The 23,273-nt window shown below is 44.7% G+C and carries 14 protein-coding genes and 1 pseudogene; 8 read left to right on the top strand and 7 right to left on the bottom strand.

What is annotated here, in order from left to right:
* Window positions 1-65: 65 nt before the first annotated feature.
* A complete protein-coding gene (locus AC4MCD_RS13010) occupies window positions 66-4,190 on the bottom strand; it encodes a UvrD-helicase domain-containing protein (RefSeq protein ID WP_491876247.1) in 4,125 nt (1,374 codons plus the stop codon).
* Entirely contained in the window at window positions 4,190-7,900 is a 3,711-nt protein-coding gene (locus tag AC4MCD_RS13015; RefSeq protein WP_491876248.1) for an exodeoxyribonuclease V subunit gamma, read from the bottom strand. The genes AC4MCD_RS13010 and AC4MCD_RS13015 overlap by 1 nt, the downstream gene beginning before the upstream one ends.
* Before the next feature lie 178 nt (window positions 7,901-8,078).
* Between AC4MCD_RS13015 and AC4MCD_RS13020 the strand changes: the two genes are divergently transcribed.
* Complete coding sequence (locus AC4MCD_RS13020; protein WP_004781723.1) at window positions 8,079-8,582, top strand: hypothetical protein; 504 nt, start codon at window positions 8,079-8,081, stop codon at window positions 8,580-8,582.
* Between the two features lie 48 nt (window positions 8,583-8,630).
* Here the strand turns inward: AC4MCD_RS13020 and pap are convergent, their stop codons facing one another.
* Window positions 8,631-10,052, bottom strand: coding sequence for a polyphosphate:AMP phosphotransferase (pap, locus tag AC4MCD_RS13025; protein ID WP_491876249.1), 1,422 nt, complete (start codon window positions 10,050-10,052; stop codon window positions 8,631-8,633).
* 206 nt (window positions 10,053-10,258) lie between these two features.
* On the opposite strand from pap, the gene AC4MCD_RS13030 reads away from it, so the two are divergent.
* The 6 genes from AC4MCD_RS13030 to AC4MCD_RS13055 all read left to right on the top strand — a co-directional run bounded on the left by AC4MCD_RS13030 (window position 10,259) and on the right by AC4MCD_RS13055 (window position 16,570).
* Complete coding sequence (locus tag AC4MCD_RS13030) at window positions 10,259-10,963, top strand: DUF8198 family protein (RefSeq protein WP_419363833.1); 705 nt, start codon at window positions 10,259-10,261, stop codon at window positions 10,961-10,963.
* Between the two features lie 259 nt (window positions 10,964-11,222).
* Window positions 11,223-12,167, top strand: coding sequence for a bifunctional demethylmenaquinone methyltransferase/2-methoxy-6-polyprenyl-1,4-benzoquinol methylase UbiE (ubiE, locus tag AC4MCD_RS13035; protein ID WP_491876250.1), 945 nt, complete (start codon window positions 11,223-11,225; stop codon window positions 12,165-12,167).
* A 14-nt stretch (window positions 12,168-12,181) separates the two neighbouring features.
* On the top strand, window positions 12,182-12,895 hold the full coding sequence (locus AC4MCD_RS13040) for a ubiquinone biosynthesis accessory factor UbiJ (RefSeq protein ID WP_491876251.1): 714 nt from the start codon (window positions 12,182-12,184) through the stop codon (window positions 12,893-12,895).
* A 12-nt stretch (window positions 12,896-12,907) separates the two neighbouring features.
* Complete coding sequence (locus tag AC4MCD_RS13045) at window positions 12,908-14,527, top strand: ABC1 kinase family protein (protein WP_034703567.1); 1,620 nt, start codon at window positions 12,908-12,910, stop codon at window positions 14,525-14,527.
* Between the two features lie 587 nt (window positions 14,528-15,114).
* Window positions 15,115-16,191, top strand: coding sequence for a patatin-like phospholipase family protein (locus AC4MCD_RS13050; RefSeq protein ID WP_419363838.1), 1,077 nt, complete (start codon window positions 15,115-15,117; stop codon window positions 16,189-16,191).
* Between the two features lie 61 nt (window positions 16,192-16,252).
* On the top strand, window positions 16,253-16,570 hold the full coding sequence (locus tag AC4MCD_RS13055) for a hypothetical protein (RefSeq protein ID WP_004781714.1): 318 nt from the start codon (window positions 16,253-16,255) through the stop codon (window positions 16,568-16,570).
* A 36-nt stretch (window positions 16,571-16,606) separates the two neighbouring features.
* Here AC4MCD_RS13055 and AC4MCD_RS13060 read toward each other — a convergent pair.
* Both AC4MCD_RS13060 and AC4MCD_RS13065 read right to left on the bottom strand, forming a co-directional pair.
* A pseudogene (locus AC4MCD_RS13060) lies at window positions 16,607-16,939 on the bottom strand (DNA/RNA helicase domain-containing protein); the annotation flags it as partial.
* Window positions 16,940-16,991: 52 nt separating this feature from the next.
* Window positions 16,992-18,392 (bottom strand): RNA-guided endonuclease InsQ/TnpB family protein, encoded by a 1,401-nt coding sequence (locus AC4MCD_RS13065; protein WP_491876252.1) that lies wholly within the window; start codon window positions 18,390-18,392, stop codon window positions 16,992-16,994.
* Window positions 18,393-18,474: 82 nt separating this feature from the next.
* Here AC4MCD_RS13065 and tnpA point away from each other — a divergent pair, with 82 nt between their 5' ends.
* Window positions 18,475-18,942, top strand: coding sequence for an IS200/IS605 family transposase (gene tnpA / locus AC4MCD_RS13070; RefSeq protein ID WP_491876253.1), 468 nt, complete (start codon window positions 18,475-18,477; stop codon window positions 18,940-18,942).
* Here the strand turns inward: tnpA and AC4MCD_RS13075 are convergent.
* Both AC4MCD_RS13075 and AC4MCD_RS13080 read right to left on the bottom strand, forming a co-directional pair.
* A complete protein-coding gene (locus AC4MCD_RS13075) occupies window positions 18,939-20,522 on the bottom strand; it encodes a DNA/RNA helicase domain-containing protein (RefSeq protein ID WP_491876254.1) in 1,584 nt (527 codons plus the stop codon). The genes tnpA and AC4MCD_RS13075 overlap by 4 nt on opposite strands.
* A 155-nt stretch (window positions 20,523-20,677) precedes the next feature.
* Entirely contained in the window at window positions 20,678-23,029 is a 2,352-nt protein-coding gene (locus tag AC4MCD_RS13080) for a Tex family protein (protein WP_312156496.1), read from the bottom strand.
* Window positions 23,030-23,273 lie beyond the last annotated feature (244 nt).

Here is a 23,273-nt window from a genome sequence, read left to right on the forward strand (position 1 = left end):
ATCCTCAAAGTTATCCACAGGATAATCTTCTGTTTAAACTCTTAAAATTTTATAAATCATCAAAATTATGCTGTTTTTTTCTGCTCAAAATAGCCCAGAATTTCATCCAGTTTCAGAATAAATTCCAGACTGGGCTGCCAGTGATAAGCACCTTGTTCAGCCTGACCATTCATACCGCGCAAATACAGATAAGTCGCCCCACCCAGATGCTGCTGTATGTGATACCCCTGCATGTTCACGCTTAAATAACGATGCAATGCCACCAGATATAAGGCCGCTTGCAGCCAGTAACTGGAGTGAGTCATATTCTGCTGGATGGCCTCAGCCGTGTAATGCTGCTGATCCGGTCCGAGAAAATTGCTTTTATAATCGGCAATATGATAGCGCTGGCCATCAAAATAAACCAAATCAATAGACCCGGTCAGATAGCGTGCTGATTTTGCCTCATTAAAATCAGGCATGAGGATATCATGCTCGGCAAACAGTTGCTGGATCTGACGAATCTGTAAGGGCGCATCGGTTAAAGACAGGTAAAACGGGAATTCGGACAGATAAGCGCCTTGCTGCAACTGTTCCAGGCTGAACTCTGCCTGTAGGGGTGCAGCCAGAATTTCTTTGAGCCAGTCATGAACCCGATTGAGCAGAAGATCTTCAATCATCTCATCAATGAAATGATCGAATGCCTGCTGAAAAACGGCTTCTACATCCAGTTGCGCTGCTGTCTCAGCAGGCGTCATCTGCGCCATTTCCTGTTCGAAAAACTGGATAAAAGGTTCATCATCCAGTTCTGTAAAATAGCGCTGAAACTGTCCTAAGAAGTTCAACCATTCAGAGTGATCGAATGTTTGAGCTGAACGGAAAAACTGCTGCCATTCCTGACGATAAGCTTCACTCTGATCATGCAGGCGAATTCCAGTCAGGATTTTATAATTCAGGCTGGAGAGTACTTTTTGCATACTCTGCTGCAATTTCTCCGGCTGCATTTGACCTTGACGAGCCACCTGACTGAACAGGGTCTGTAAATTCACACAGGCCGTCTGATAGCCCAGAGTAAATGCTTGCTGTAACAATGGACGAACATGAAAGGCCTGATGAAATTTCTCTTTCAGTTCTTGCCAGATTTGTGGTGCCGTATTTTTAAAACGGCGACGGATTTCCAGATTCCAGTAACTGCGATCCTGAAAATCGATATGCTCAAAAATACTGTGCAGGAAAGTTCCGGCCACCGTGCCTTTAGGAAAATTCAGCTTGATCCAGTCCAGTGGCTGACTGGCTGATTGCTGTTCCAGTTCCAGCAGATTCATTTCATCTGCGGCACTGTCCAGACGTTCAGGAGCGATGACCAGATCATCCTGCAATATCGCTTGATGCGGGAGATGCTGTGATAGTGCAGTAAAACTGGTTTTAGTCCGCGGATAGAACTGGCGCTCCGGTAAAGGATGAGCCTGCATCTGTAACGGTGCGTCTGTCTGTTGTGCCACAATTCTAGGCGGCTCAGAAGCCAGAGGCTGTTCCAGCAGACTTAAGGCATGCTGAAAGACCGCCTCACCTTGTCCACGCCAGAATGCCAAGCCTGAATCCACCTGTCCGCTCTGATCTTGCAGCATGGCATAAACCCGGTGACTGGCCCGGGTCAGTGCCACATACCAAAGCCGGTGATTTTCTGCGGCATTCCGGGCTGCATTTTGCAAAATTGCCTGCTCATGCAAGTCCTTATGATTAACTGCAATCACCCGGGATTGTTCCAGTACATTTTCCGCAGCTGACAGGGAAAAGTTCAGATTCCCCTTATTTACATCAAAAGGTGCATCGGCACCCAACAGGAATACGACTTTGAATTCCAGTCCCTTGGAAGCATGGATGGTTAAGAGCTGTACCCCATGATCGCCAGAGAGTTTGCGTTCTTTTTCGTTGTCCTTGCCGGAAGGTGATTGCAATTGACGCAGATACCAGTGATACAGCTTTTGAGCACCCTGATAATATTCACTTTGCTGGCACAGAATTTCGGTCAGATGACGTAAATTCACCACTACCCGTTCATTGTCCAGGCTCTGGCTCGCAACCAGATTGGTCCAGACCTGAAACAGGTTTAAAGCATAATTCCAGGCCGTCAGAAACCCTTTTTCAAACCACATTTCCCGGATGGCATCAAAATCAGCAATATAACGGCTCAGACCTTCGCTCTGCTCTTGCAGTTCGATTAGCTTTTTCAGGTTAAAGCCTAATAAACGGGTCAATAAAGCCCGTTTGACTTTGGCCTCGTTAAAAGGCTCCATGATCGCAGTCAGAATAGCAGCAACATCCTGAGCCACCGGGCTGGCAAAGACGCTCTGCTTGGATTCCTTATAACAGGGAATCCCCATGCGTTGCAGACGCTGTTTAACCTGTTCCAGCGCATAATGGCCAAAACTGAGGACTGCAATATCATCCGCTTTTAAGTGCTGAACATTGTCACCCTGCTGGAAATACAGTTGCTGCTGTTCGGACTGATTCAATAACTGGCGGATTTTCCAGACTACCTGATCCACTTCAACGTCCTGTTCACCGAGCTGAATCCAGCGCAGTGGATGCGGATTACTCAGCGTTTTATCGATTAAATCCGGATGTGGACGGCTCCCCGCCTGAATCAGGGTGTAATGCACCTGCTCGCCAAAATCCATCTGACGTTGAAACAGCGCGTCTACCACCTCGACCAGAGGTTTTATCGAGCGATGGTTTTGGATCAAGGTGTATTCACGACCCTGCTTTTGCCGCACGTCGGCACGCGCCTTGTTATAGGTCAGCATGTCGCCACCACGGAAACCGTAAATCGCCTGTTTCGGATCGCCCACCATGATCATACAGCCGGCTTTGACCCGATTCGGATCACGCCAGATTTTAGCCAGCAGATCATCCTGATCCTGGTTGGTATCCTGAAATTCATCGACCAGAATTAGTGGATAGCGGGCCTGTACAAACTGGGCAAAACGCTGACCTTGCTGTCCCTGTAAAGCTTCAGCCAGGGTACGAATTTGTTGGGAAAATGTAGTTTCACCCTGTTTTTGCAGGGTTTGTGGCAGACGGTTCTGCACACTGCGAATAATATGATATTCAAGATAGGTGATCAGCTGCTTCAACTGGGCATCCATCTTCTCTTTGACTTCACACAATCCATCAATGGCCTGAATCAGATTATTTTGTAGAATCTGCTGCTGCTCTGCTTCCGGACAGCTTTTGTTAAATACTTGCTTCATTGAGACCGGCTGAAAATCGGTTTTCTTGCGGCGCAAATAACACAGATTCAATAAGATCGCATGCAGTTCTGGATCAAAAAAGCTCATCACACCTTTGGTTTTCAGTGCCGCCATCCAGGTCATAAAGTTTTCACAGACATCGCTTAATCTGGTGAAAAAACTCTTATGAAAATACTTAGGCGAATTCTGGCAATACTCCCGAATGATCTCAATTTCATGTTCATGTACATTGAACAGGCGCTGAATACAGTGCTCTAGTTCAGCCAGATCCCATTCGACTTTTTCTACTTTCTGAAAGTATTGCACACGGAAATTTAGAGCATCACGAACTAGTCCAATATAATGTTCTACTGGTTTCAACAGGTTTTGCAGATATAGATGATTGACCATATATTGCGGCTGCTGCTGGATCCATTCCCGCAGCACATCATGAATCAGCTGCTGGATATATAGGTCCTGATCTTCAGTCAGTTCGGCCCGCTCAATCTTGCCGCTTTCAAAAGCAAATTCACGTAATAATTTCTGGCTAAAGCTGTCCAATGTCCCGACAAATAGCTCATCTAGCTGGTTCAGTACCAGACGCAGACGGCGCCGGGCATAATCCATGCGTGAGCCATAATCTTTTAATACCTGCTGAAATAGTGGATCCGATTCAGTCTGGATTTTGGCGGTGATTTCGACCGAATTCAGCTCCTGATGACGCTGAATAAAGGCCAAGGTTTCTTCAATTCTGAGACGCACCCGGTTTTTCAGTTCAGCTGTGGCTTTGCGAGTAAAAGTCGTCGCAATGACCTGATGCGGATAATACTGATCCAGAAAAATCCGTACCATCAGGCTGGATAAGGTATAGGTTTTACCGGTCCCCGCGGAAGCTTCAATCCAGTGCAGGCCGCTAAAGCGCATGTCTTGAATCGGATTGGTTGAAATCTTTTTGTTCTGGTTGGGTAACATGGTCATTATTCTTTTATCCATTCCAGATGTTCATGAATCGGTGCATATAACGCATGGGCAAAATCATGGCAACAGCGTTGCAAGGCCAGATCCGGGTCCTGATCCTGCAAAATAAACTGCCAGTCCTGATGCAACTGGCTGGATTCATCGCTGGCCAAAGGCTTGGCACTTTCATAGCTGTTGTTCCAGGCCTTTAGCAGTTCCTGCATCTCGGCAATAGTGATTTGTCCCTGTTCATTTTCGGTCCATTCCCAGGCCTTTTTCATCAGCAATTCGGCTGGCAGTACTAGCGGCTGGGTCTGTCCGACTTCCCAGGCTTGCAGCCAGGCCTGTAAATGATGACGTGCCTGACTAGAACGCAGTCCGGAAAATTTCAGGGTTTTATTACTGAAAATGACAATTCGTTCCAGCTGTGGAGACAGTTCATCATTATTCAGATAGGCCAACCAGAGCAGATATTCCAGCCAGACCTGTGCCCGACGTTTTTCTGAAGCGGAGGAAGACTGCATGCTGAGCCAGTAACTGCTGTGCGGTACTTGTGGCAAGGTAATATGAATCAGCAGCTCAGGATTATATTGCCAAGTTTGCTGAGTAACAGGCGTCAGCTCTTTATTCAGCTGCAATAAACGTTCTTTTAGCGATTGCCGTTCCTGCTGACTGCTGAGCCAGGTCGCTTCCTGAGTTTTTCCCACCGGCAAGCGGTCCAGCATCAGCTGTGGCTCAATCTCTTGATCCTGTTGCAGCAGAAAATCACGAACCTGATACTGTTCCAGTTTATTCAGCAATAACGGTTCTCGGGAACTTGGCAGATCGGCATATCTCACACTGGAAATACCGACACTTTTCAGGAACAAACGTGCCGGGAAAATCATGTCACGAATCCACTCATCCCCTTTCAGCACCCGGATTTCTTTCTGCATCAGTGCTGGATAATGGGCATTGATCCAGCTGCTGCGCTTGCCCTCTGCACTGCGAATATATTCGGCCACAGCAAACCACTGGGTCTGATAACGTGGGGTATGAGACTCTACATAACCGATCGGGTCAAAAGGCTGTAATGGATGTACATGATAGAGTTGACGGATATGCTTGGCGACACTCAAACTATTCATCTCAACCGTTTCATCGACTTCAGCATCGGGCTGATCTGACTGGCAAATCAAGGCAATATGCTGGATTAATTCCTGCAATGAAGTGGATGGATCACGCGCTTCCCCGTCATCAACATCAAAGCCATTATAGAACAGCCATAAATTGTCCTGCGCCAGTAGCAATGCATCCAGAAAAGCGCCTTGGTCATCATCCAGACGGGAACGATCCCCTAGTTGCGGCTTCAGACTGCCCATCAGGTCAAATGGCACCTGCTGATTCCGGCTCGGAAATTTACCGGTATCCAGATTCAGCATCACCACCAGTTTATATGGCAACGGACGGATCTGTCCGATCTGACTAAAGGTAATCTGTCCGGTCGGTTCAGCCTGATCGAGTTGCATCTCCAGCGTATTCTGAATTTCTTCCAGTACATAAGGCAATGGCAGACTTAAGGCGACCAGCTCCTGGCTGGCCTGCGGATCATCCTGATCGTGATAATCGGCCAGCGTCAGCATCCGCATCTGCTTGTCGATAATCTCTGCAACCGTCTTTAAGGACTCAACCCCGGCTTCACGGAATTCATTCAGATCTTCACGCAGATATTCTAGCCAGGTTTTTACCGGGGTACGTTGGCCCTGTTCATGCAAAATCAGCCAGTCACGGCGCTGCACCAGATCCTGATAAATCTGAATTAAAGTCGAGATGAGAGGGAAATCACTACTCAAGACCTGAGCATAACTTAAGGTGTCCTGAAACAGGACATGTTCTGGCACTGCGAGTCCGAGTGCCAGTCGATCCAATGCAAATTTAAAACTGAAGCGGTAGTCTTCATCACCGGCAGTCAGGCTTTGCTGTAAATGCTGCTGATCCAGACCGCGTTTAAAGCCCGCTTCACCCAATAACTGTAACATGCGCTCAACTTGGGTATAGTCCAGCGCATAAAGTTGCTGGGTGGCATTCAGGCTGAGCCAGTCGGCAAAATCCTCAATACTGAAACGTCGATGCACCAGCTGAATCCGGCCCAGTACCGCGCGCCAGGCATTGCTGACATCGAGTCGGGACACCCCGGCAATCTGAATCGGTAAATATAGATTATCTTTTTGCAGACGCTGGCTATTACCTTCCCGTTCTCGCGGTGGTGGTGCAAAGACACTCCGAATCGCCGGCTCCAGCTCTTTCAGGTTCGGGGCCAGCACCAGAATATCGCTCGGCTGACGTGGGGCATCTTCGGTACCTTGAGCCAGCCAGTGAATCATTTGTTCTTTTAAAACTTCCAGCTGGCGCAGTGAGGAATGGCAGACATGAATCTGTACCGAATCATCGTCTGGTTTGAGCGGATACTGGTGTTTTTCCGGTTCCAGCAGGTACAGAATATCCGACTGGATTTTGGCCAGTAACTTATCCTGATATTCATCCACGAAAGCATCGGCCCAGAGACCTTCTTCACCCGAAGACAGTTTGGATAATAACGAGAAATGATCACGCGCCTGTTTGCCAAAGCGGGTCAGCAAGGGATGACGCGATTCCCGATCTTCTGCATTAAAGTTCAGCTGAAAGGCAGCAAAGAAATGCTGGATTTCGGTATCAGTCGGCAAACGTCCTTGAGATTTTTCAAATTTCTTGATGAAACGTTCCTGCACGCCAAGGTCATAACGTGCTTTCCAGTCCGGATCGACACTATCGGCCCAGTATTCCTGTGATGGGTTAAAGTGGAAAATATAAATATCGATGTATTGACCGAGACGGCGCAAGAAATCCAGTTGACTCGGTGGCAATTCTAGCAAGGTAAAGACCACGACCTGTTGTGGTAAGCGTTTTAAAGCCTGTGCTTGGGTATCTTCATTTTCCAGACGTTCCCAGTACATCTGTTCGATGTCCAGAATCTTGGCATAATCATCCTGAAAGACATGCTGCCACAGCCAGCGCTGCCAGGCTTCCAGTTCACGTGCCTGAATCTTGACGAAGTCCGCCACCGGAATTTGATGGCCATTTTCATCTTTAGGAATATAGATCATCTGCTCAAGATCGAGCGCAATATCCTGCCCCCAGGACGCCAGCCAGTTGGTCGGACAACGACATTCCTGTGGTGGGCAATTCCGCGCGCAATAGCCACGGTAATCCATATAGTGGCTAAACAGGCGCGAGACCTGTTCAGATACCCAGTACAGCATGCTTTGTTTTTTCAGCTGCTTCTCTGTGCCCTGTTCCAGACGATCTGCGCTGTCATAAATCCGTTTGATAATCGAATACAGCGGATGATCGATCTCTAATGGAATCTGCTCAGGCAAAATATATTTGCGTAGTGCCTGAAATACCCGCCATTTAATAATAATTCGGGGAATATTGGCTTCACGGACCTGTTCGACTTCTTTGGGATTATTCAGCACCCACTGATAGGAAGTCCACTGAAAGGCACGGATCCGGTGATGAAACTGGGTATTGGCGCTGATGCCTTTTTTCTCGGCAATTTTTTGGGTGAGCCAGGCCTCGACTGCAGGAGACGGCACAATAAAATGCCGCGGCTGTAACACGGCCAAGGGATTTTTTGCGCTCTGGTTGACGATACGCAGCATACTATCCAAAAGCACATCAATGCGTTGACTCTGAATAACATGAATTGCCATCGTTTCCCCTGAAAAATGAGATGGAGCAGTACTACAAAATGATAAAGATTATTTACTATACTTACCGAACTGTCTATGTCACTTTAAAACTCATACTTCAGTCAAAAAAGTTCTTTGAAAAAAGCATCTTATTGATGTTTGAACAGAAAAAAACAACATCTAGCTTTAGGTAATGCCCATGAAATTAGACAAAATTCCAGATCGTATCGATCCAAGTTTAGATTTAGACAGAATTCGCAACGAGTGCTTAGAGCTAACCAAAAAACGTGCCTATTATTCTGCCGGAGCAGCTGTGATTCCGGTGCCATTTCTGGACGTGGTCATTGATGTCGGCATTCTGTCGCAACTGATCCCGGAGATCAATGCCCGCTTTGGTCTGGCCCCTGAACAGATCAGTGTGTTTGATCCTGCAACCAAACAGGTGCACTGGAATGAACTGCGTAAACGCGGAATCGAGTTTTCCGGTCTGGTGGTGGCACGTACAGCAGTCAAAAAATCTTTGAACAATGTTGCAGCGAAAGTGATCACAAAGCAAGTCACAAAATTCATTCCACTCGGTGGTCAACTGGTAGCTGCGAGCCTCGGTTATTTTGTCATGAAAAAAATTGCTGAAGCACATGTTGAAGATTGCTATCGTACTGCAAAAAATATTCAGCAAAAACAGATTGCTCAAAGCAAATAAATTTCCCGCCCCATTTTTTATCCCCAAACTTTTCAAAATTCAGGCAGATTAATCTGCCTGAAGCTGCTTTAAAATTGTTTTTAAAATTTCAACCCGAGCGGTGTTTTTATCATCAGTGGCGATAATGTGCCATGGCGCCTGTTCTGTCGATGTACGTTCAAACATGTCGGCTGCCGCTTTTAAATAATCATCCCAACGTTCCCGGTTACGCCAGTCTTCATCGGTGATTTTAAAGCGCTTATGCGGGGTGTCTTCACGCGCCTTGAAACGAGCGGCCTGTTCTTCCTGGGAAATCGCCAGCCAGAATTTAATAATCACGGTTTGATGGTTAATCAAGCTCTGTTCAAATCGGTTAATTTCATCATAGGCCCGCTGCCATTCTGCCGGGCTGGCAAAACCCTCTACCCGTTCTACCAGCACCCGGCCATACCAGGAGCGGTCAAAGATACAGATATCATCATCGGTTTGCAGCTTGTTCCAGAAACGCCATAAATAAGGACGATTCAGTTCATATTTTTCCGGTGCCCCGATGGTCTGAATTTCATATTCACGGGGATCCAGCTTTTTCACAATCCGCTTGATCGCTCCACCCTTGCCCGCTGCATCCATCCCTTCAAACAGCAAAATCACATTGCGTGGGTCTGAGCGCAGCGCCTTGGCCACCTGAGGAGACAGTTTTTTCAGTTCCACCTTATAGTCCTCTGTCTTGGCAAGCTCTTGCGAAGGATGCTGCAATAATTCTGGAATTTTGGCCTGTTTCCATCGTCCCTTGGCCCGGACCGGATGATTCGGACAATGTTTTAAAGCTTGCAAAATATGCTGTGCAAACTGCTGGTCACGCTGTTTTTCATCTTCCCCGTCAATGATCAGCCAGTCTTCGTCTTTAGTAAACCGCTCTCGCAAACGCTGCACGGTGTCGTACTTTTTTTTGTCGCGCCAGTCCAGGCCATGCAGTTTGTGCCATTGCATTTCACTCGGATCAATCTGATCCAGGCGTTTTTGTAGCACTTTCCAGGACAAGTCGAACCAGACCTTGACCACATCAACATAGTTATTTTTTAGATCCTGCTCAAAGACACGCATATCTTCCAGATAGGCATCAAACTGGGCATCATCAATGGCACCAGCCTGTATGGTGGTTCTGAGCAGATCGCTGTACCAGTTGCCAAATAGAACCATGATTTGGCCTTGGGCCGGAATAAACCGTGTATAGGGTTGCCAGAAGGTCTGTTTCTCTCCTAATACTTGCGGCTGATCGGCCTTCACCTGCAAATAACGGGGATCTACCCACTCACGTAACTGTTTAACTGCTTCGCCCTTACCCGCCAGCTCAATTCCATTGACCAGAACAATCAGGCTTTTGCCATTTTTCTGACCTTGGGTTTTCCTTAGATCATACTGGGCATTGATCAGCGCAAGGGATAGCTTGTCTTCATCCATTAACTGGAAACTTTGTTCTTCTGTACGCATGGAGATCCCTCATCTTTTATTCTTGTGGGCAGTATAGCGAGGAGTTTGAAGGCAAAAATAGCGTTAGCAACGTTTTTCACACGATTAGATTGTCTGTTTAAACAGCAAATTGACATTCAAATAAGGAATCATTGATCAATTTGTCATAGCGAGATTGCGCCACACCCTCTAAGATTCTGAGATCGAAAAATCATATTTGAAAATACATGTCCAAACTTGCCCGATTAGATGAACTCTTAGAACAGTATTATCAGCTGAAGTATCACACTCAGCCTGAAATTTTAAGCCGTTTACAGGATGTGCAGGCATGGCAAAAGGCACGGATGCAGCGCAGCCATCATCAGCATTTTTCTGAAAAAAATAACCAGCTGATGGCCGAATATTTCCTGAATCGGCTCTATGGCGGCCCAGACTTTGACGCACTGGCCGAACAGATTGCCCGACTGATGAAATATGCGCACAAGGCAGAAAAAATGATTCCGGAAAATGCCCTGAAAACCGGAACCTCAGGCGTAGAACTGGCGATCTTGGCCGTGCAACTGGATGAACAGGTCGCAATCCAGCTTTTAGAGGATTATCCTGCCAACACACCACTGACCGATGAAATGATGCGCGTGACCTATCTGAAACTGGATCAGGGGGAAGCACGCTTGAAACAGCTGGCATTGCTGGATCAGCTAGGTGTTAGCCTGGATAAATATATGCGTTCCTTTGTGGTTTATACCGCTTTCAAGATGTGTAAAGGTGCAGCCAATAAATATCATTTTCAGGTGATGTATGAGTTTATGCAGGACGGTTTCCAGGCCATGAAACCGTTAAAATCGGCAGAAAAATTCGTGCATGACTTTACTGCGATTGAACGTGGCATTATTGATAAGGTGCATTCAGGCGATCCTGCACCATTCCAATAATAGATTCCTTTCCCATCCATGATGAGGAAGGCTTGCGGTCCTGCCTGATCCTGATATTTTCAGGTTTTTAGGCAGGCCATCGCCAGTGATAAATCATATGAATTATTCGATCACTGGCAGTGAAGATTTCCGCCCATATTCCTATTTTTCTGTATATTATTCATAACAATTGCATCATGATTGCTGAATAACATCCAAGAATCTGTCATTATGCAGGCAATGCAAGATTAACCCGATTGATATGTTAGGAGTGACTCCAATGTCGAATGAAAATCAAACGCCTACCCCTACACCCGAGTCGGCACAACAGACAGACAAAGTGAGCCCATTCTTAACCACTCCGCTTCCGCAAGGCGCTCCACAAGGTCAGCAACAATCTCTAGAACAACGCCTGACCGATACGCCTGTGACTGGAACTGTCCCTAAATATAACCTGCCACGCGGTGCCAATACTGGTAATGTCGGTCCAACCACACACTTCGGCTACAAGACCGTGAGCAGCGATGAAAAAGCCCAGAAAGTAGCTGAAGTATTCCATTCGGTGGCCAGCAAATACGACATCATGAATGACCTGATGTCATTCGGTATTCACCGCCTATGGAAACGTTTTGCGATTAATATGTCAGGCGTGCGCCGTGGTCAGCATGTGCTGGATATTGCAGGCGGTACAGGTGACCTGGCCAAAGTATTTAGCCGTGAAGTGGGCTCTACTGGTCATGTAGTACTATCTGATATTAACGAATCCATGTTGAATGTTGGCCGTGACCGTCTGATTGATGCCGGCTGTACCAATGTTGATTTCGTTCTGGCGAATGCAGAAACTCTAGAGCCATTTGCCGACAATAGCTTTGACCTGGTAACGATTTCTTTTGGTCTGCGTAATGTCACCGATAAAGATGCAGCACTGGCTGCGATGTATCGCGTGCTTAAGCCAGGTGGCCGTTTACTGATTCTGGAATTCTCTAAACCAGTCTTTGAGCCATTTTCAAAACTGTATGACCTGTATTCATTCACCGCTTTACCAATCATGGGTAAAATCGTGGCGAATGATTCAGAAAGTTATAAATACCTGGCTGAATCAATCCGTATGCATCCAGACCAGCGTACTTTAAAAGGCATGATGGAAAATGCTGGTTTCCAGAACTGTGATTACCACAATCTGACCGGCGGTATCGTTGCCGTTCACCGTGGCTTCAAGCTTTAAGGGTCGTACCCGATATGTGGTCACTTCTCGCCCTCGGTGCCGTTGAACGCCTGATTCATCATATGATTGATCTGGATGCGATTACCCGCATTCAGCTCAATGCTTTGGCTGGCAAAATGCTGCGGGTGGTCATTACTTCACCGCAGCTGTCCGTCGATGTCTTCTTTGATGAGGGCAAGGTTCGTCTGGAACCAACGCCAACCGGTCATACTGAAGAATCTTCGATTTTTGAACAGCGCCCTTATGAAGCCAATAGTACTCAAATTCCTGAAGCAACGGCGACGCTACAGGTGAATAATGTCGTAGAGCTGCTTAAACTGCTGCTTGCTGATGAAGTCGGTAATATTCCATTGCAAGGTGACTATAAACTTCTGCAAGAAATCCAGCGCATCATGCAGCAGGCAGAACCTGATCTGGCGGCGCATTTGAGTCCTTGGATTGGCCCTGCTCTGGCACATGAAATTGGCAAGTTGCAGCTGGCTCCGAAGCATTTAAAACGCACTTTGCAAAGCCAATTATTTTTCGCTGAAGATGCCCTGAAAGAAGATAGTGGCTTGTTTGCCCCGCGCTGGCAAATGGATGACCTGAATCAGGATACCCGTATCCTGAACCAGAATTTAGATCGCGTCGAAGCCAAAATCCGTCAGCTTCAGGCACAGATTGAATCTGACGATTCTACTGATCAGCCATTTACTCCTGCTACACCTCATATTCCTTCTCAATACTAGGTACACCGCTTTATGATTCCGCATGTTTCACGTTTACTCGAACTTTGGCGCATCGCCGCGCACTATAGACTCGACACGTTGTTTCCTGCGGAAGAACTCCCTGAAAAAGCCCGACATATTTTATCTTTGATCCGTATGCATCCGGCAGCCTGGTCCAGCCGTGAGCGCAAGAATTCACTTAAGCTGAAACTGGCACTGGAAGAAATGGGACCGCTAGCGATCAAGCTGGGTCAGTTACTTTCGACCCGTCGTGACCTGATTCCGCCTGAAGTGCTGCAACAACTGGTTCTATTACAGGATCAGGTTAAGCCCTTTGATAATGATGTCGCCAAGATGCGTATTCAGGAGTCCTTAAAAGCGGATGTAAATACCCTGTTCGCTCGATTTGATGTTCAGCCACTGGCAGCCGCCTCGATTGCACAGGTGCATACTGCAGCCCTGCATGATGGCCGTGAAGTGGTGGTCAAAGTGACCCGTCCGAATATTCGCCAGCAGATCTTGCAGGATTTTGAAATTCTTAGCTGGCTGGGCGATTTTCTGGAAAAACGTCTGGAAGCAGCGCGTGCCCTACACTTGTCTGAAATTATTCAGGACTATCGCCAGATCATTCTGAATGAGCTGGACCTGACGCTGGAAGCGGACAATACCCGCCGTATGCGTCATTACTTCACTGGCTCCAGCATGATGTATGTGCCTGAAGTTTATATGGACAGTAAGGACGTGCTAGTAGCAGAACGGATTACCGGTGTTCCGATTTCAGATATTGCCACCTTTGATGAACTGGGCATGGATCGTGCGGATCTGGCACGTAAAGGTCTGACCATCTTCTTTACCCAGGTGTTCCGCGACAACTTCTTCCATGCGGACATGCATCCGGGTAATGTCTTTGTCGAAACTATCAATCCGGCCAATCCGCGCTTTATTGCGCTGGACTGCGCGATTATGGGAGAGCTGTCTAAGCATGACCAGATGACCGTGGCACGTATGCTGTTGGCGGTCATGAACAGTGACTTCATGCAGCTGATTCAGATTGTGCATCAGGCGGGCTGGATTCCACCAGGTACCGATCAGGACGCGCTAGCACGCGAAATGCGTCGCACTGTAGGTCCAATGGTCTCCAAACCGATGCATGAGCTGGATTTTGCCGGCATTCTGATTCAGGTTATGGACATCGCCCGTCGTTTCCATCTGGAGATCCCGCCACAACTGATGTTGTTACTGAAAACATTGGTACATGTGGAAGGTCTGGGAACAGACTTGTATCCTGAGCTGGATATCTGGAGCCTGGCTAAACCAATCCTCACCGATTGGGTCAAAGCCCAGATGAATCCGCAAAAGAATATTAAAGAACTGGGACAAAAAATCCCGGATCTGCTTTTGGGTGCGCAGGATTTACCGACCCTGATGATCGACAGCCTGAATGGTCTGAAAAACCAGTCCGCCTGGCATGCCAAACAGCTCAATGAATTACAAAGCATGCGCCTGCAAATGGAACATCAGCAAAAACGTAGCTGGATTTTTGGCAGCATCATGGCCATTCTGCTTTCGATTGCGATTATTTCACCATGGTTTGTGTCAGTGATTCTGATTGTGCTGGCAAGCATACTTGCTGTCTGGCGGATTGCGAAATAATTTTTAAAGAGCCTGATTCGTCAGGCTTTTTTATGCTTGAATTATTGAAAAAATAAAACAAGAATATCCAAATGAAATATAGCTTTTTATGGGCTATTTATCGCGAAAAATCTTTGTCGGCCTTTTTGTATAGTTTGCTTTATAGTTTCTTACCCCTCTTAGACTTGATAACTTATCTCAACTATAGATTTCGATGGCTAACTGAGATACCCACTACCGACTCAATATCATTCCGCATGATCAATAGCCCATCCTTTTGGCTGATGACGCTATTCAATTTCATGCCCCTCTTCTGCTTATTTCTCATAAAGCAGCAAAAACTCATAGTAGTTTTGGCAGTATGGATTTTTTGTGGGTTTAGTTTTTATTTGATCAATAACTATACTGTTGCAAATTACCCGATGTCGACCTTAATTCTTGTGAGCTCAAGTCTTGCTCTAATACGCTCACGTAATAAAAAACTTATGCTGACTTATATTAACCCGATGCCATGACTCTTAAGTCACCTTAGGGTACATCTTGCCATTGGGCTCTGTGACCAAATGCTTAAAATATGTCCTCATTGGCCAAATATGGGTTGAACCTTTATGCAGATTTTACAAAAACATGCGCCTGCTCTGAAAATCCGCGCTGGGCATCAGGCTCGTGAGCTGATTTTGAAAGAAGGTTTGCAACCCGAACAGATTGATATCGTGCCAGGTGCCGCAGGTGGACCCAAAGGTATTGGTATTCAGGGACTGGATCAGGCTATTTTTGGCGAGTTTTTCCCACGTGCTCCTCAGCGTAGAACCTTAGTCGGTTCATCCATTGGTAGCTGGCGTTTTGCCAGTGTCGCGGCGTGGGGAGCCAAAGCAGGCACTGAACGTCTTGCCGACTTGTATACCCATCTGTACTTTCACAAGAAAATGACCCGTAAGGAGGTCAGTGACGTTTGTCGTGGCATGCTGCTGGATCTGGTACAAGGCAAAGAAACCGATCTGGTGAATCATCCAGATTATCATCTGACAGTATTATCGATTAAAGCCCAGCACATTTTCCAGAGTGACAAGGCACTCCCCCTACTCGCCTCTGTAGCCGGCATCGTTGGAACTACCGCTGTGGCGCGTAAACATAGCCGCCATTTTATGCAACGTGTGATCAGCCAGCCGAATACAGGTGAACAGTTTAAAATTGCCGATGATGGATTTACCACACATTATCATGCCTTGACTGAGCAAAGTGTTTTGTCCTGGCTGATGGCCTCTGCTTCTATTCCAGGCGTGATGGCAGCGGTCAATAATATTCCAGATGCACCACAAGGTTATTATCGTGATGGTGGCTTGATTGACTATCATATTGACCTGCCGTTTCAGAGCAAAGGCATCGTGCTGTATCCGCATTTTACTGACAGCATTACTCCCGGCTGGTTCGATAAACTGTTTAAACGCACGGCAAGCCCGGAAAATCAGGCACGAACTTTGCTAATTTCACCCTCTCAGGAATATCTGCAAAGTTTGCCTTTGGGTCGTTTACCAGATCGTAAGGACTTCACTTTGAAAGGTTTGGATCAAGCTCAGCGGATTCAGCTCTGGAAGCAATGCATTGCTGAAAGTCAGCGCCTGGGAGATGAATTTCTGGAACTGGTCGAGAAGCAGAATTTTGCTGATGTGATGCAAAGCCTGTAATGGGCGCGGTCTGCCCGAATTTTTTGTATAATTACCTTAATTTTTTGAACTGTTGAGATTTATGCAGAAATTTTTAGTGATCCTGCAATATGCATGTATAGCCTTTGGACTTTATCTGATTTATAGCGTTAGCATGTCGCTGTATACCCAGCAATTTGAGCTGATGGAACTGGTGGCAGATATTGGCACCATTCTGATCTGTCTGGATTTGGGTGTGTTCTTATATACCAGTAAAGGCAAACAAGGCATCACCATGGAAGAGTATGCTAAACAGCTAGAACAACCACCGTCTAAACTGGTTTATGTGACACGTAAACTGGGACATCTGGGTATTTTATTGATTATTACCAGCTGGATTGTTCCGATTATTAATAGCTAATCCAAAATAAAAAACCTCCCGATTGGGAGGCTTTTTTTAAATTTCTTTGAGATGACAGGCTTTTAAAAATTGATATGTTGAATCATACAATTCACTCGGTCTGGTCCAATCATTATCATCTACATTCGGTAGGTAAATCACCATTCCTTGACGCGCACGAGTCAACAAAACACGATAAGTATTCAGTAGATATTTTTGCTTTTCCATCTGATTGATGTTCTGCCATTTTGTTCCTTTAAATGCTTGATAACACCAACCATCCTTAAAGTAAAAATTAATATCCCACGCAACACAGCAGTAATCTAATTCTAATCCTTGAACATCAAATTCTGTGGCGACATCTTCTAAGTAATATGAAGAACGTACATCAATTGTAGAAATGAACTACTCGCAGCTAAAGCAACGAGTTTCTGAAAGCAACCTAAGCTGCAATCATCTCTTTTGACGTTTCATCGGCAATGCGAGAAAGAGTTTTAACACTCTTTTTCGTCTTACGACTACCTCCACGCCCACTAGAGGAAGACATTAAGCCTTTCTCCAACACCGTTCCAGTGTCTAAAATTAATTTTATCGCTCGGCTTTTTATCACTTTTGATGCGTTTTTATCCGCATTATCAGTGTGACCACAACTCACGCATTTAAACTTTTCTTGAGTTTTGCGATTGTTGGGATGAGTGTGACCGCATGAAGCACACTCCTGACTTGTGTAAGCTGCCTGAACCTTAAATACAGCTTTTCCTAAACGAATGGCTTTGTATTTAACATATGCCTCAAGCATATACCAACCAACATTTAGAATTGCTTTATTTAAACCTGCTTTCGCCTTTGCCTTGTTGGGGATAAATCGACCTAATTCATCCTTTTTAGGGTTTGGCTTTTTCGTCATTTTTTGAGTATTTAACTTCTCAAAAATGAATACTTTATTTCGCTCATTGCTTACTAGGCTATGGCTAGTCTTGTGATTGAAATCCTTTCGGATATTGGCTTTCTTAGCGTGATGGATCGCAATACGGTGCTTGGTTTTAGCTCTACGGTTTGACCCTTTTTGCTGTTTGGTTAACTTGCGCTGTAATCGTTTAATGTAGCGCTCAGCTTTGGTTAGATGGTTCTTTTGTTCCCTGGTGAAATCAAATTCTTGCGCTGGTGTACAAACAGGGATTGCCACGCCACGATCAATACCAACAACGTGCTTATTTAGTTCATTGGCATCAGTATCACTTAATAATGCTAATTGCTTTTCTAGGTACTTATCTTCATTGAATTTTTTGCCATCAAAATCCTCCATCTCAATTCCATCTTCATAGCAGAATGAAACAAAGTATTGACCACGCTCTTTACGGATATAAAGAGATTTTGGCTCATTAAAATCGGCATGTTTATTGAAGCTCAGATAGCCAATATTGTATTTACGACCACCAATTTTAAGTCGTGTTTTACCAAATTGATCTTTCTCGAAAGAGAACAGGTCACGAGTCAGGTGGATGCTACCTTTATCGGTTTTGGCTTTGCGCTTTGGTCTGCCACAAATGCCTTTTTTAAACTTTTTAAGCGTATTAAACCAATTCACAGTCGCATTCTTTTGAATGGTACTAGGGCATTGACTTAACCATGGCGTAAGTTCTTTAGAGTTGAAATGAGCATACTTTTGATCTTGTGTATCAAAATACTGCTGAAATGGTGTGAACTTGCGAGCAAAACCTCTGAAATACTTATCTTCATCACATTTAGCATTCCAAACAAATCTCGCACAGCCCATCCACTGGCTCAGAATTAGCTTCTGTTCCTCTGTTGGATATGCTCGAAATTTAACGCCTGAAATCATTACTAAGTGAAGTGTTCTTGCTATTTATATGCTGGAATTTTATACTATTTTTTATCTTAAGTAAATCTAGTATGTGATAAAAATGTATGAGTGGAGAACAGGTAGAAGCTGTATTTTTAAGAATTATGTTCATCTAGTATTTGTAACTAAATACCGTAGAGATGTGCTAACCCAAGAAATGTTAGATTCATTAAAAGAAATAATGAAGGAAACCTGCGAACAAATGGATTGTGAGTTGATGGAGTTTAATGGCGAGGATGACCATGTTCACATGATGGTTAATGTTCACCCTAAAATTGCTATCTCTAATCTAGCAGGAAAACTAAAAGGGAAAAGTTCTTATTTGCTACGAAAAAGCTTCTGGGACTCAATTAAAACAAAGCTTTGGGGTAATCATTTTTGGTCGCCTAGTTACTGTGTAGTTTCGTGTGGTGATGCAAGCCTTGAAACGGTTAAACAGTACATTGAAAACCAAAGACAACCACCATCTGAAATAGCAGTTAAACGCTCAAAAAACCTGAGTGCTAAAAGTGGCTTGACTCGCCCCTAAAGAAGCGAGAATGCGCCACTAAACTTGTTCAAAAACCAATCAGATGGTGTGATTTTATTTTTAACATCAATCCCCTCTGCTTTGAGTCTTCTTGCGCCTGAGCTCGCAACCATGCCGTAACGCTCTGTCCCTTTAGCTTGTTGTTTTAGCCACGACTTAGCTTGTTCCAAATTCCTTGTTAAAACAATTGGATAGGATTCTATAACTTGGCTATAAATATGTTGTGCTTTCGTCGCATCCCCATCTAAAATTGCTTGGACAAGTTCAGCAACTCTTTCACTTCTAAACGACCTTACTGATACCGCCAAATGTAAATCAGGTTCTTTATTGCCATGCTGAATTAAATGATGCTTTTGGCTTTGATCTTGTATATAGACACGATCCTCTAAAATTTTCTCAGAATAATAAATCTGCCATTCAGGATAATGCTGTTGTAAAGCATCTAACCATTCGATAACCCCTGCTTCTCCAGTGTTAATCTCTTGACCGCCACCGATCAAACAAATAATCACACACCAATCCGTGTGCCGATCCATTACCTCAATCAAAAATTGTGGTTCAGATTTATCAAAGTTCTGAATTCCCTTTTTTTGCTTCATAAAGTTAGAAACTTGTTCTTTGCGCCAAGCTCTTTGTGCCTCATCAAATACCACCACCTTTTCAATAGGAGCTTCTAATGACCTTAAGTACTCATCTCGAAAGTGATGGATATTTTGAATAAAAGCTTTTGCTTTTCTTTCAGCACTTGATCTGGTTTCAAGTTGACCTTCAGTTTTTGCTGTTTCAACTGTTTGTCGAATCAGTGCTTCCTTTAGCACATCAACAAGTGGGCCATTGCCCGAGAGAAAAACTGAATGTTCTGATTCGTCTTTTTTTAGTCGCTGGTTAGCAATATTCAGCCCTGCTAATGTTTTTCCAGCACCCGGTACTCCTGTAAGAAAACAAATTGCCTTATGTCGTTTTTCTTTTGTTGTTTCAATAATATGTTCAATACGTGCTGAAGTTATTTTTAAATTAATCGCCCCTGCATCACTTCTGGAAATATCTTCAACTTGATGTCCTTGATAAAGTGCTTTCGCTGCTTCAATGATTGTGGGTGTCGGTCTATAGCTGGCTTGATTCCACTCTTGGACATTAATCTCCGCATCCTCATTATAATGCGCAAGAACCTGTAGAATCATTTGGTTTAAATTGTACTGATGACAACAAATGGGCGCTCCAAGATCATCTACATCCTCCCAAATGATCTCTTCTGTATCCGCTTCAGTAGCTACAAGAATTGGAATAATTTTTTTATCATGACTTTGTGAATGAAAATTCTTTAAATCCAAGCAATAATCAATCACCTGATTTTTTGCAGTTGCAGAATAAAAACTTTCCCCAACCTTAAACTCAATAACAAAGATTAAATTACAAATAATCAAAATATTATCAGCACGCTTCCCCATTCGAGGAATGCTGTACTCAAAGTAAAGACGACCCTTTGCTATACCAACTAAAGTTGCTTTTAAAATATCTATTTGTGCTAACCAAGCATTTTTCTGTAAATCTTCAAGTGCAAATTCATGATGCTGTGCCAAATTACCTAAGATTAAGTCATTTGAGCTAGATAAAAAAATCTTGGATGGAACTTTGATAATAACTTCTTAGCATTTTTAGATTCTTTGAGATTTTTTAAATGTTTTTAATAAGAAAAACCTCCCAAAAGGGAGGTTTTTCGTTTAGAGCCTAAAGATTATTTCGAACCTTTAATTCCGGCTTGAAGTAATAGTGCTCCTAAACCACCAATTTTATTTTCTTGTGGTTTAGCCGCTTGAGGTTTCTTGCCATGCGGGCGGTCACCTTGTGGACGTGCATGCTGTGGACGTTTGCCTTGTGGCTTGCGCTCACCGCGTTGCTCATTGTCACGACGTGGTTGACGTGGTGCTTTCGCTGGCGCTTCCGAACCTTCAGGACGCATCGACAGATTGACACGGTTACGTTCCACATCAACGTTCAGTACACGAACTTGTACGATTTGACCTGGTTTTACCACTTTATGCGGATCAGCCACAAATTCATTGGCTAATTCAGAAATATGTACCAAACCATCCTGATGTACACCAACATCCACGAAAGCACCGAAGTTAGTCACATTGGTGACTACGCCTTCCAGCTGCATGCCTTCAGTCAATTGAGCCACTTCAGTAATATCATCACGGAATTTTGCGGTACGGAATTCTGGACGCGGGTCACGGCCAGGTTTTTCCAGTTCAGCCAAAACGTCCTGAACGGTTGGCAGCCCGAATTTATCATCGACAAACTCTTCAGCATTGACCTGGCGAATGATTTCAGTATTGCCAATAATATCTTTTACAGTCGTTGCTTTCGCTTCAACAATTTTAGATACCAATGGATAAGACTCAGGGTGAACTGCAGAAGCATCTAATGGTTCTGAACCTTGCTGGATACGCAAGAAACCCGCTGCCTGTTCAAAAGTACGCTCGCCTAGACGTGGCACTTTTTTCAGGTCCTGACGGTTGTCAAAACGGCCATTTTCCTTACGGAAGTCCACGATTTGCTGTGCAATTGATTTGTTCAGACCTGCGATATAACCCAGGATTGCAGCAGATGCAGTATTTACATCCACACCGACCGAGTTCACACAGTCTTCAACCACTGCTTCAAGAGTTTTTGCCAGACCGGTCTGGTTTACATCATGCTGGTACTGACCTACACCGATTGATTTAGGATCGATTTTTACCAGTTCTGCTAATGGATCTTGCAGACGGCGTGCAATTGATACTGCACCACGGATCGATACATCCAGTTCAGGCAATTCCTGAGAAGCCAGTTCAGATGCTGAGTAAACAGAAGCACCCGCTTCTGAAACAGAAACACGAGTCAATTTCAGGTCGCTATTTGCAGCCATCATTTCGGCAATTAACGCTTCAGTTTCACGGCTTGCTGTACCATTACCGATTGCAATCAGGTCAACATTGAATTCGCGGCAAAGACGTGCCAATTCAGTCAGTGAACCTTCTTTATCATCTTTCGGTGCAAATGGGTAAATGGTGCTATGTGCTAATACATCACCTGATTCATTCACCACTGCCAGTTTAACGCCAGTACGGATGCCAGGGTCTACACCCAGAGTTGTACGGGCACCTGCAGGCGCAGAAAGCAGTAAATGACGCAGGTTTTCAGCAAAGACCTGCATTGCTTCAGCTTCAGCAGCCAGACGTTTTTCAGTCAATAATGAATGTTCGATCGTTGGACGAACTTTACCAAGCCAGAACAGTTTCGCAGTTTGCTTTAAGAAATCCCGACGAGATTGCGGCTGAATGGTATCCAGGTTGTATTCAGTTTCAATACGTGCCAATGGTGCATCATCTTCACCATCTACTTTAAGGCCCAGTACATTTTCCTGACGGCCACGTAGCATTGCCAATAAGCGGTGTGAAGGTACCTTGTTCAGATTTTCAGAGAAATCGAAGTAATCACGGAATTTTTTACCAACTTCTTTTTTCTCTTCACTAGCGACCAGACTTTTCAACACAGCCGTTTTAGCAAACATTGCTTTAAGCTCAGTGGTCAACGCAATATTCTGTGCCCAGTCATCAATCAGGATGTGCTGGATTGCATCAAGCTGGCTTTCCTGATCTGGATAATCTTCATGGCTAAAGCCCGCTAATGCTTCTGCTGGATCCACGGCTTCAGTAAAGATTTTTTCTGCAATCGGACCTAAACCGGCTTCTTTGGCTTTAAACGATTTGCTGGTACGTTTTGGACGGTATGGTGCGTAAATTTCTTCTAGGGCATTTTTAGTTTCTGCCGCATTCACCCGTGCCAATAAATCATCAGATAATTTATTTTGTTCTTTTAGTGATTCGATCACCTTTTCACGGCGTTCATACAAATCACGCAAATACGATAAACGTGTATCGAGCTGGCGTAGTTGCGTATCGTCTAAGCCCTGCGTTACTTCTTTACGGTAACGTGCAATGAAAGGAACGCTGGCACCCTCATCAATCAGTTTGATGGCAGCTTCTACTTGATTTGGACGTACGGCAAGTTCTTTTGCCAACTGCTGAACTAAGTCAGTCATCGTGTTTGATCCCACAAGGATAAGTACTAAATGGCATGATTATAAAGACCAGGTCTATAAAATCCACCATTGTTTTTATTAATTTATATAAGCTTCAGATAACCGTATACGATCGTTTTCCAGTTTTTCCACTAAAGTTTGCATGAACTTTGCATTTTATTCTTGTTCCGAGACGATTTTTTTCGCATATAGATGTATATATTTGGTATCTATGTCTTGATTTTAACTGCAATATTTGATGCTT

Source organism: Acinetobacter sp. CAU_H_78, from assembly GCF_058599365.1.

Excerpts from the sequence above, each read along its gene's own strand:
- AC4MCD_RS13010 (WP_491876247.1), bottom strand. The coding sequence starts at position 4,190 with ATGACCATGTTACCCAACCAGAACAAAAAGATTTCAACCAATCCGATT.
- AC4MCD_RS13015 (WP_491876248.1), bottom strand. The coding sequence starts at position 7,900 with ATGGCAATTCATGTTATTCAGAGTCAACGCATTGATGTGCTTTTGGAT.
- AC4MCD_RS13020 (WP_004781723.1), top strand. The coding sequence starts at position 8,079 with ATGAAATTAGACAAAATTCCAGATCGTATCGATCCAAGTTTAGATTTA.
- pap (WP_491876249.1), bottom strand. The coding sequence starts at position 10,052 with ATGCGTACAGAAGAACAAAGTTTCCAGTTAATGGATGAAGACAAGCTA.
- AC4MCD_RS13030 (WP_419363833.1), top strand. The coding sequence starts at position 10,259 with ATGTCCAAACTTGCCCGATTAGATGAACTCTTAGAACAGTATTATCAG.
- ubiE (WP_491876250.1), top strand. The coding sequence starts at position 11,223 with ATGTCGAATGAAAATCAAACGCCTACCCCTACACCCGAGTCGGCACAA.
- AC4MCD_RS13040 (WP_491876251.1), top strand. The coding sequence starts at position 12,182 with ATGTGGTCACTTCTCGCCCTCGGTGCCGTTGAACGCCTGATTCATCAT.
- AC4MCD_RS13045 (WP_034703567.1), top strand. The coding sequence starts at position 12,908 with ATGATTCCGCATGTTTCACGTTTACTCGAACTTTGGCGCATCGCCGCG.
- AC4MCD_RS13050 (WP_419363838.1), top strand. The coding sequence starts at position 15,115 with ATGCAGATTTTACAAAAACATGCGCCTGCTCTGAAAATCCGCGCTGGG.
- AC4MCD_RS13055 (WP_004781714.1), top strand. The coding sequence starts at position 16,253 with ATGCAGAAATTTTTAGTGATCCTGCAATATGCATGTATAGCCTTTGGA.
- AC4MCD_RS13065 (WP_491876252.1), bottom strand. The coding sequence starts at position 18,392 with ATGATTTCAGGCGTTAAATTTCGAGCATATCCAACAGAGGAACAGAAG.
- tnpA (WP_491876253.1), top strand. The coding sequence starts at position 18,475 with ATGTATGAGTGGAGAACAGGTAGAAGCTGTATTTTTAAGAATTATGTT.
- AC4MCD_RS13080 (WP_312156496.1), bottom strand. The coding sequence starts at position 23,029 with ATGACTGACTTAGTTCAGCAGTTGGCAAAAGAACTTGCCGTACGTCCA.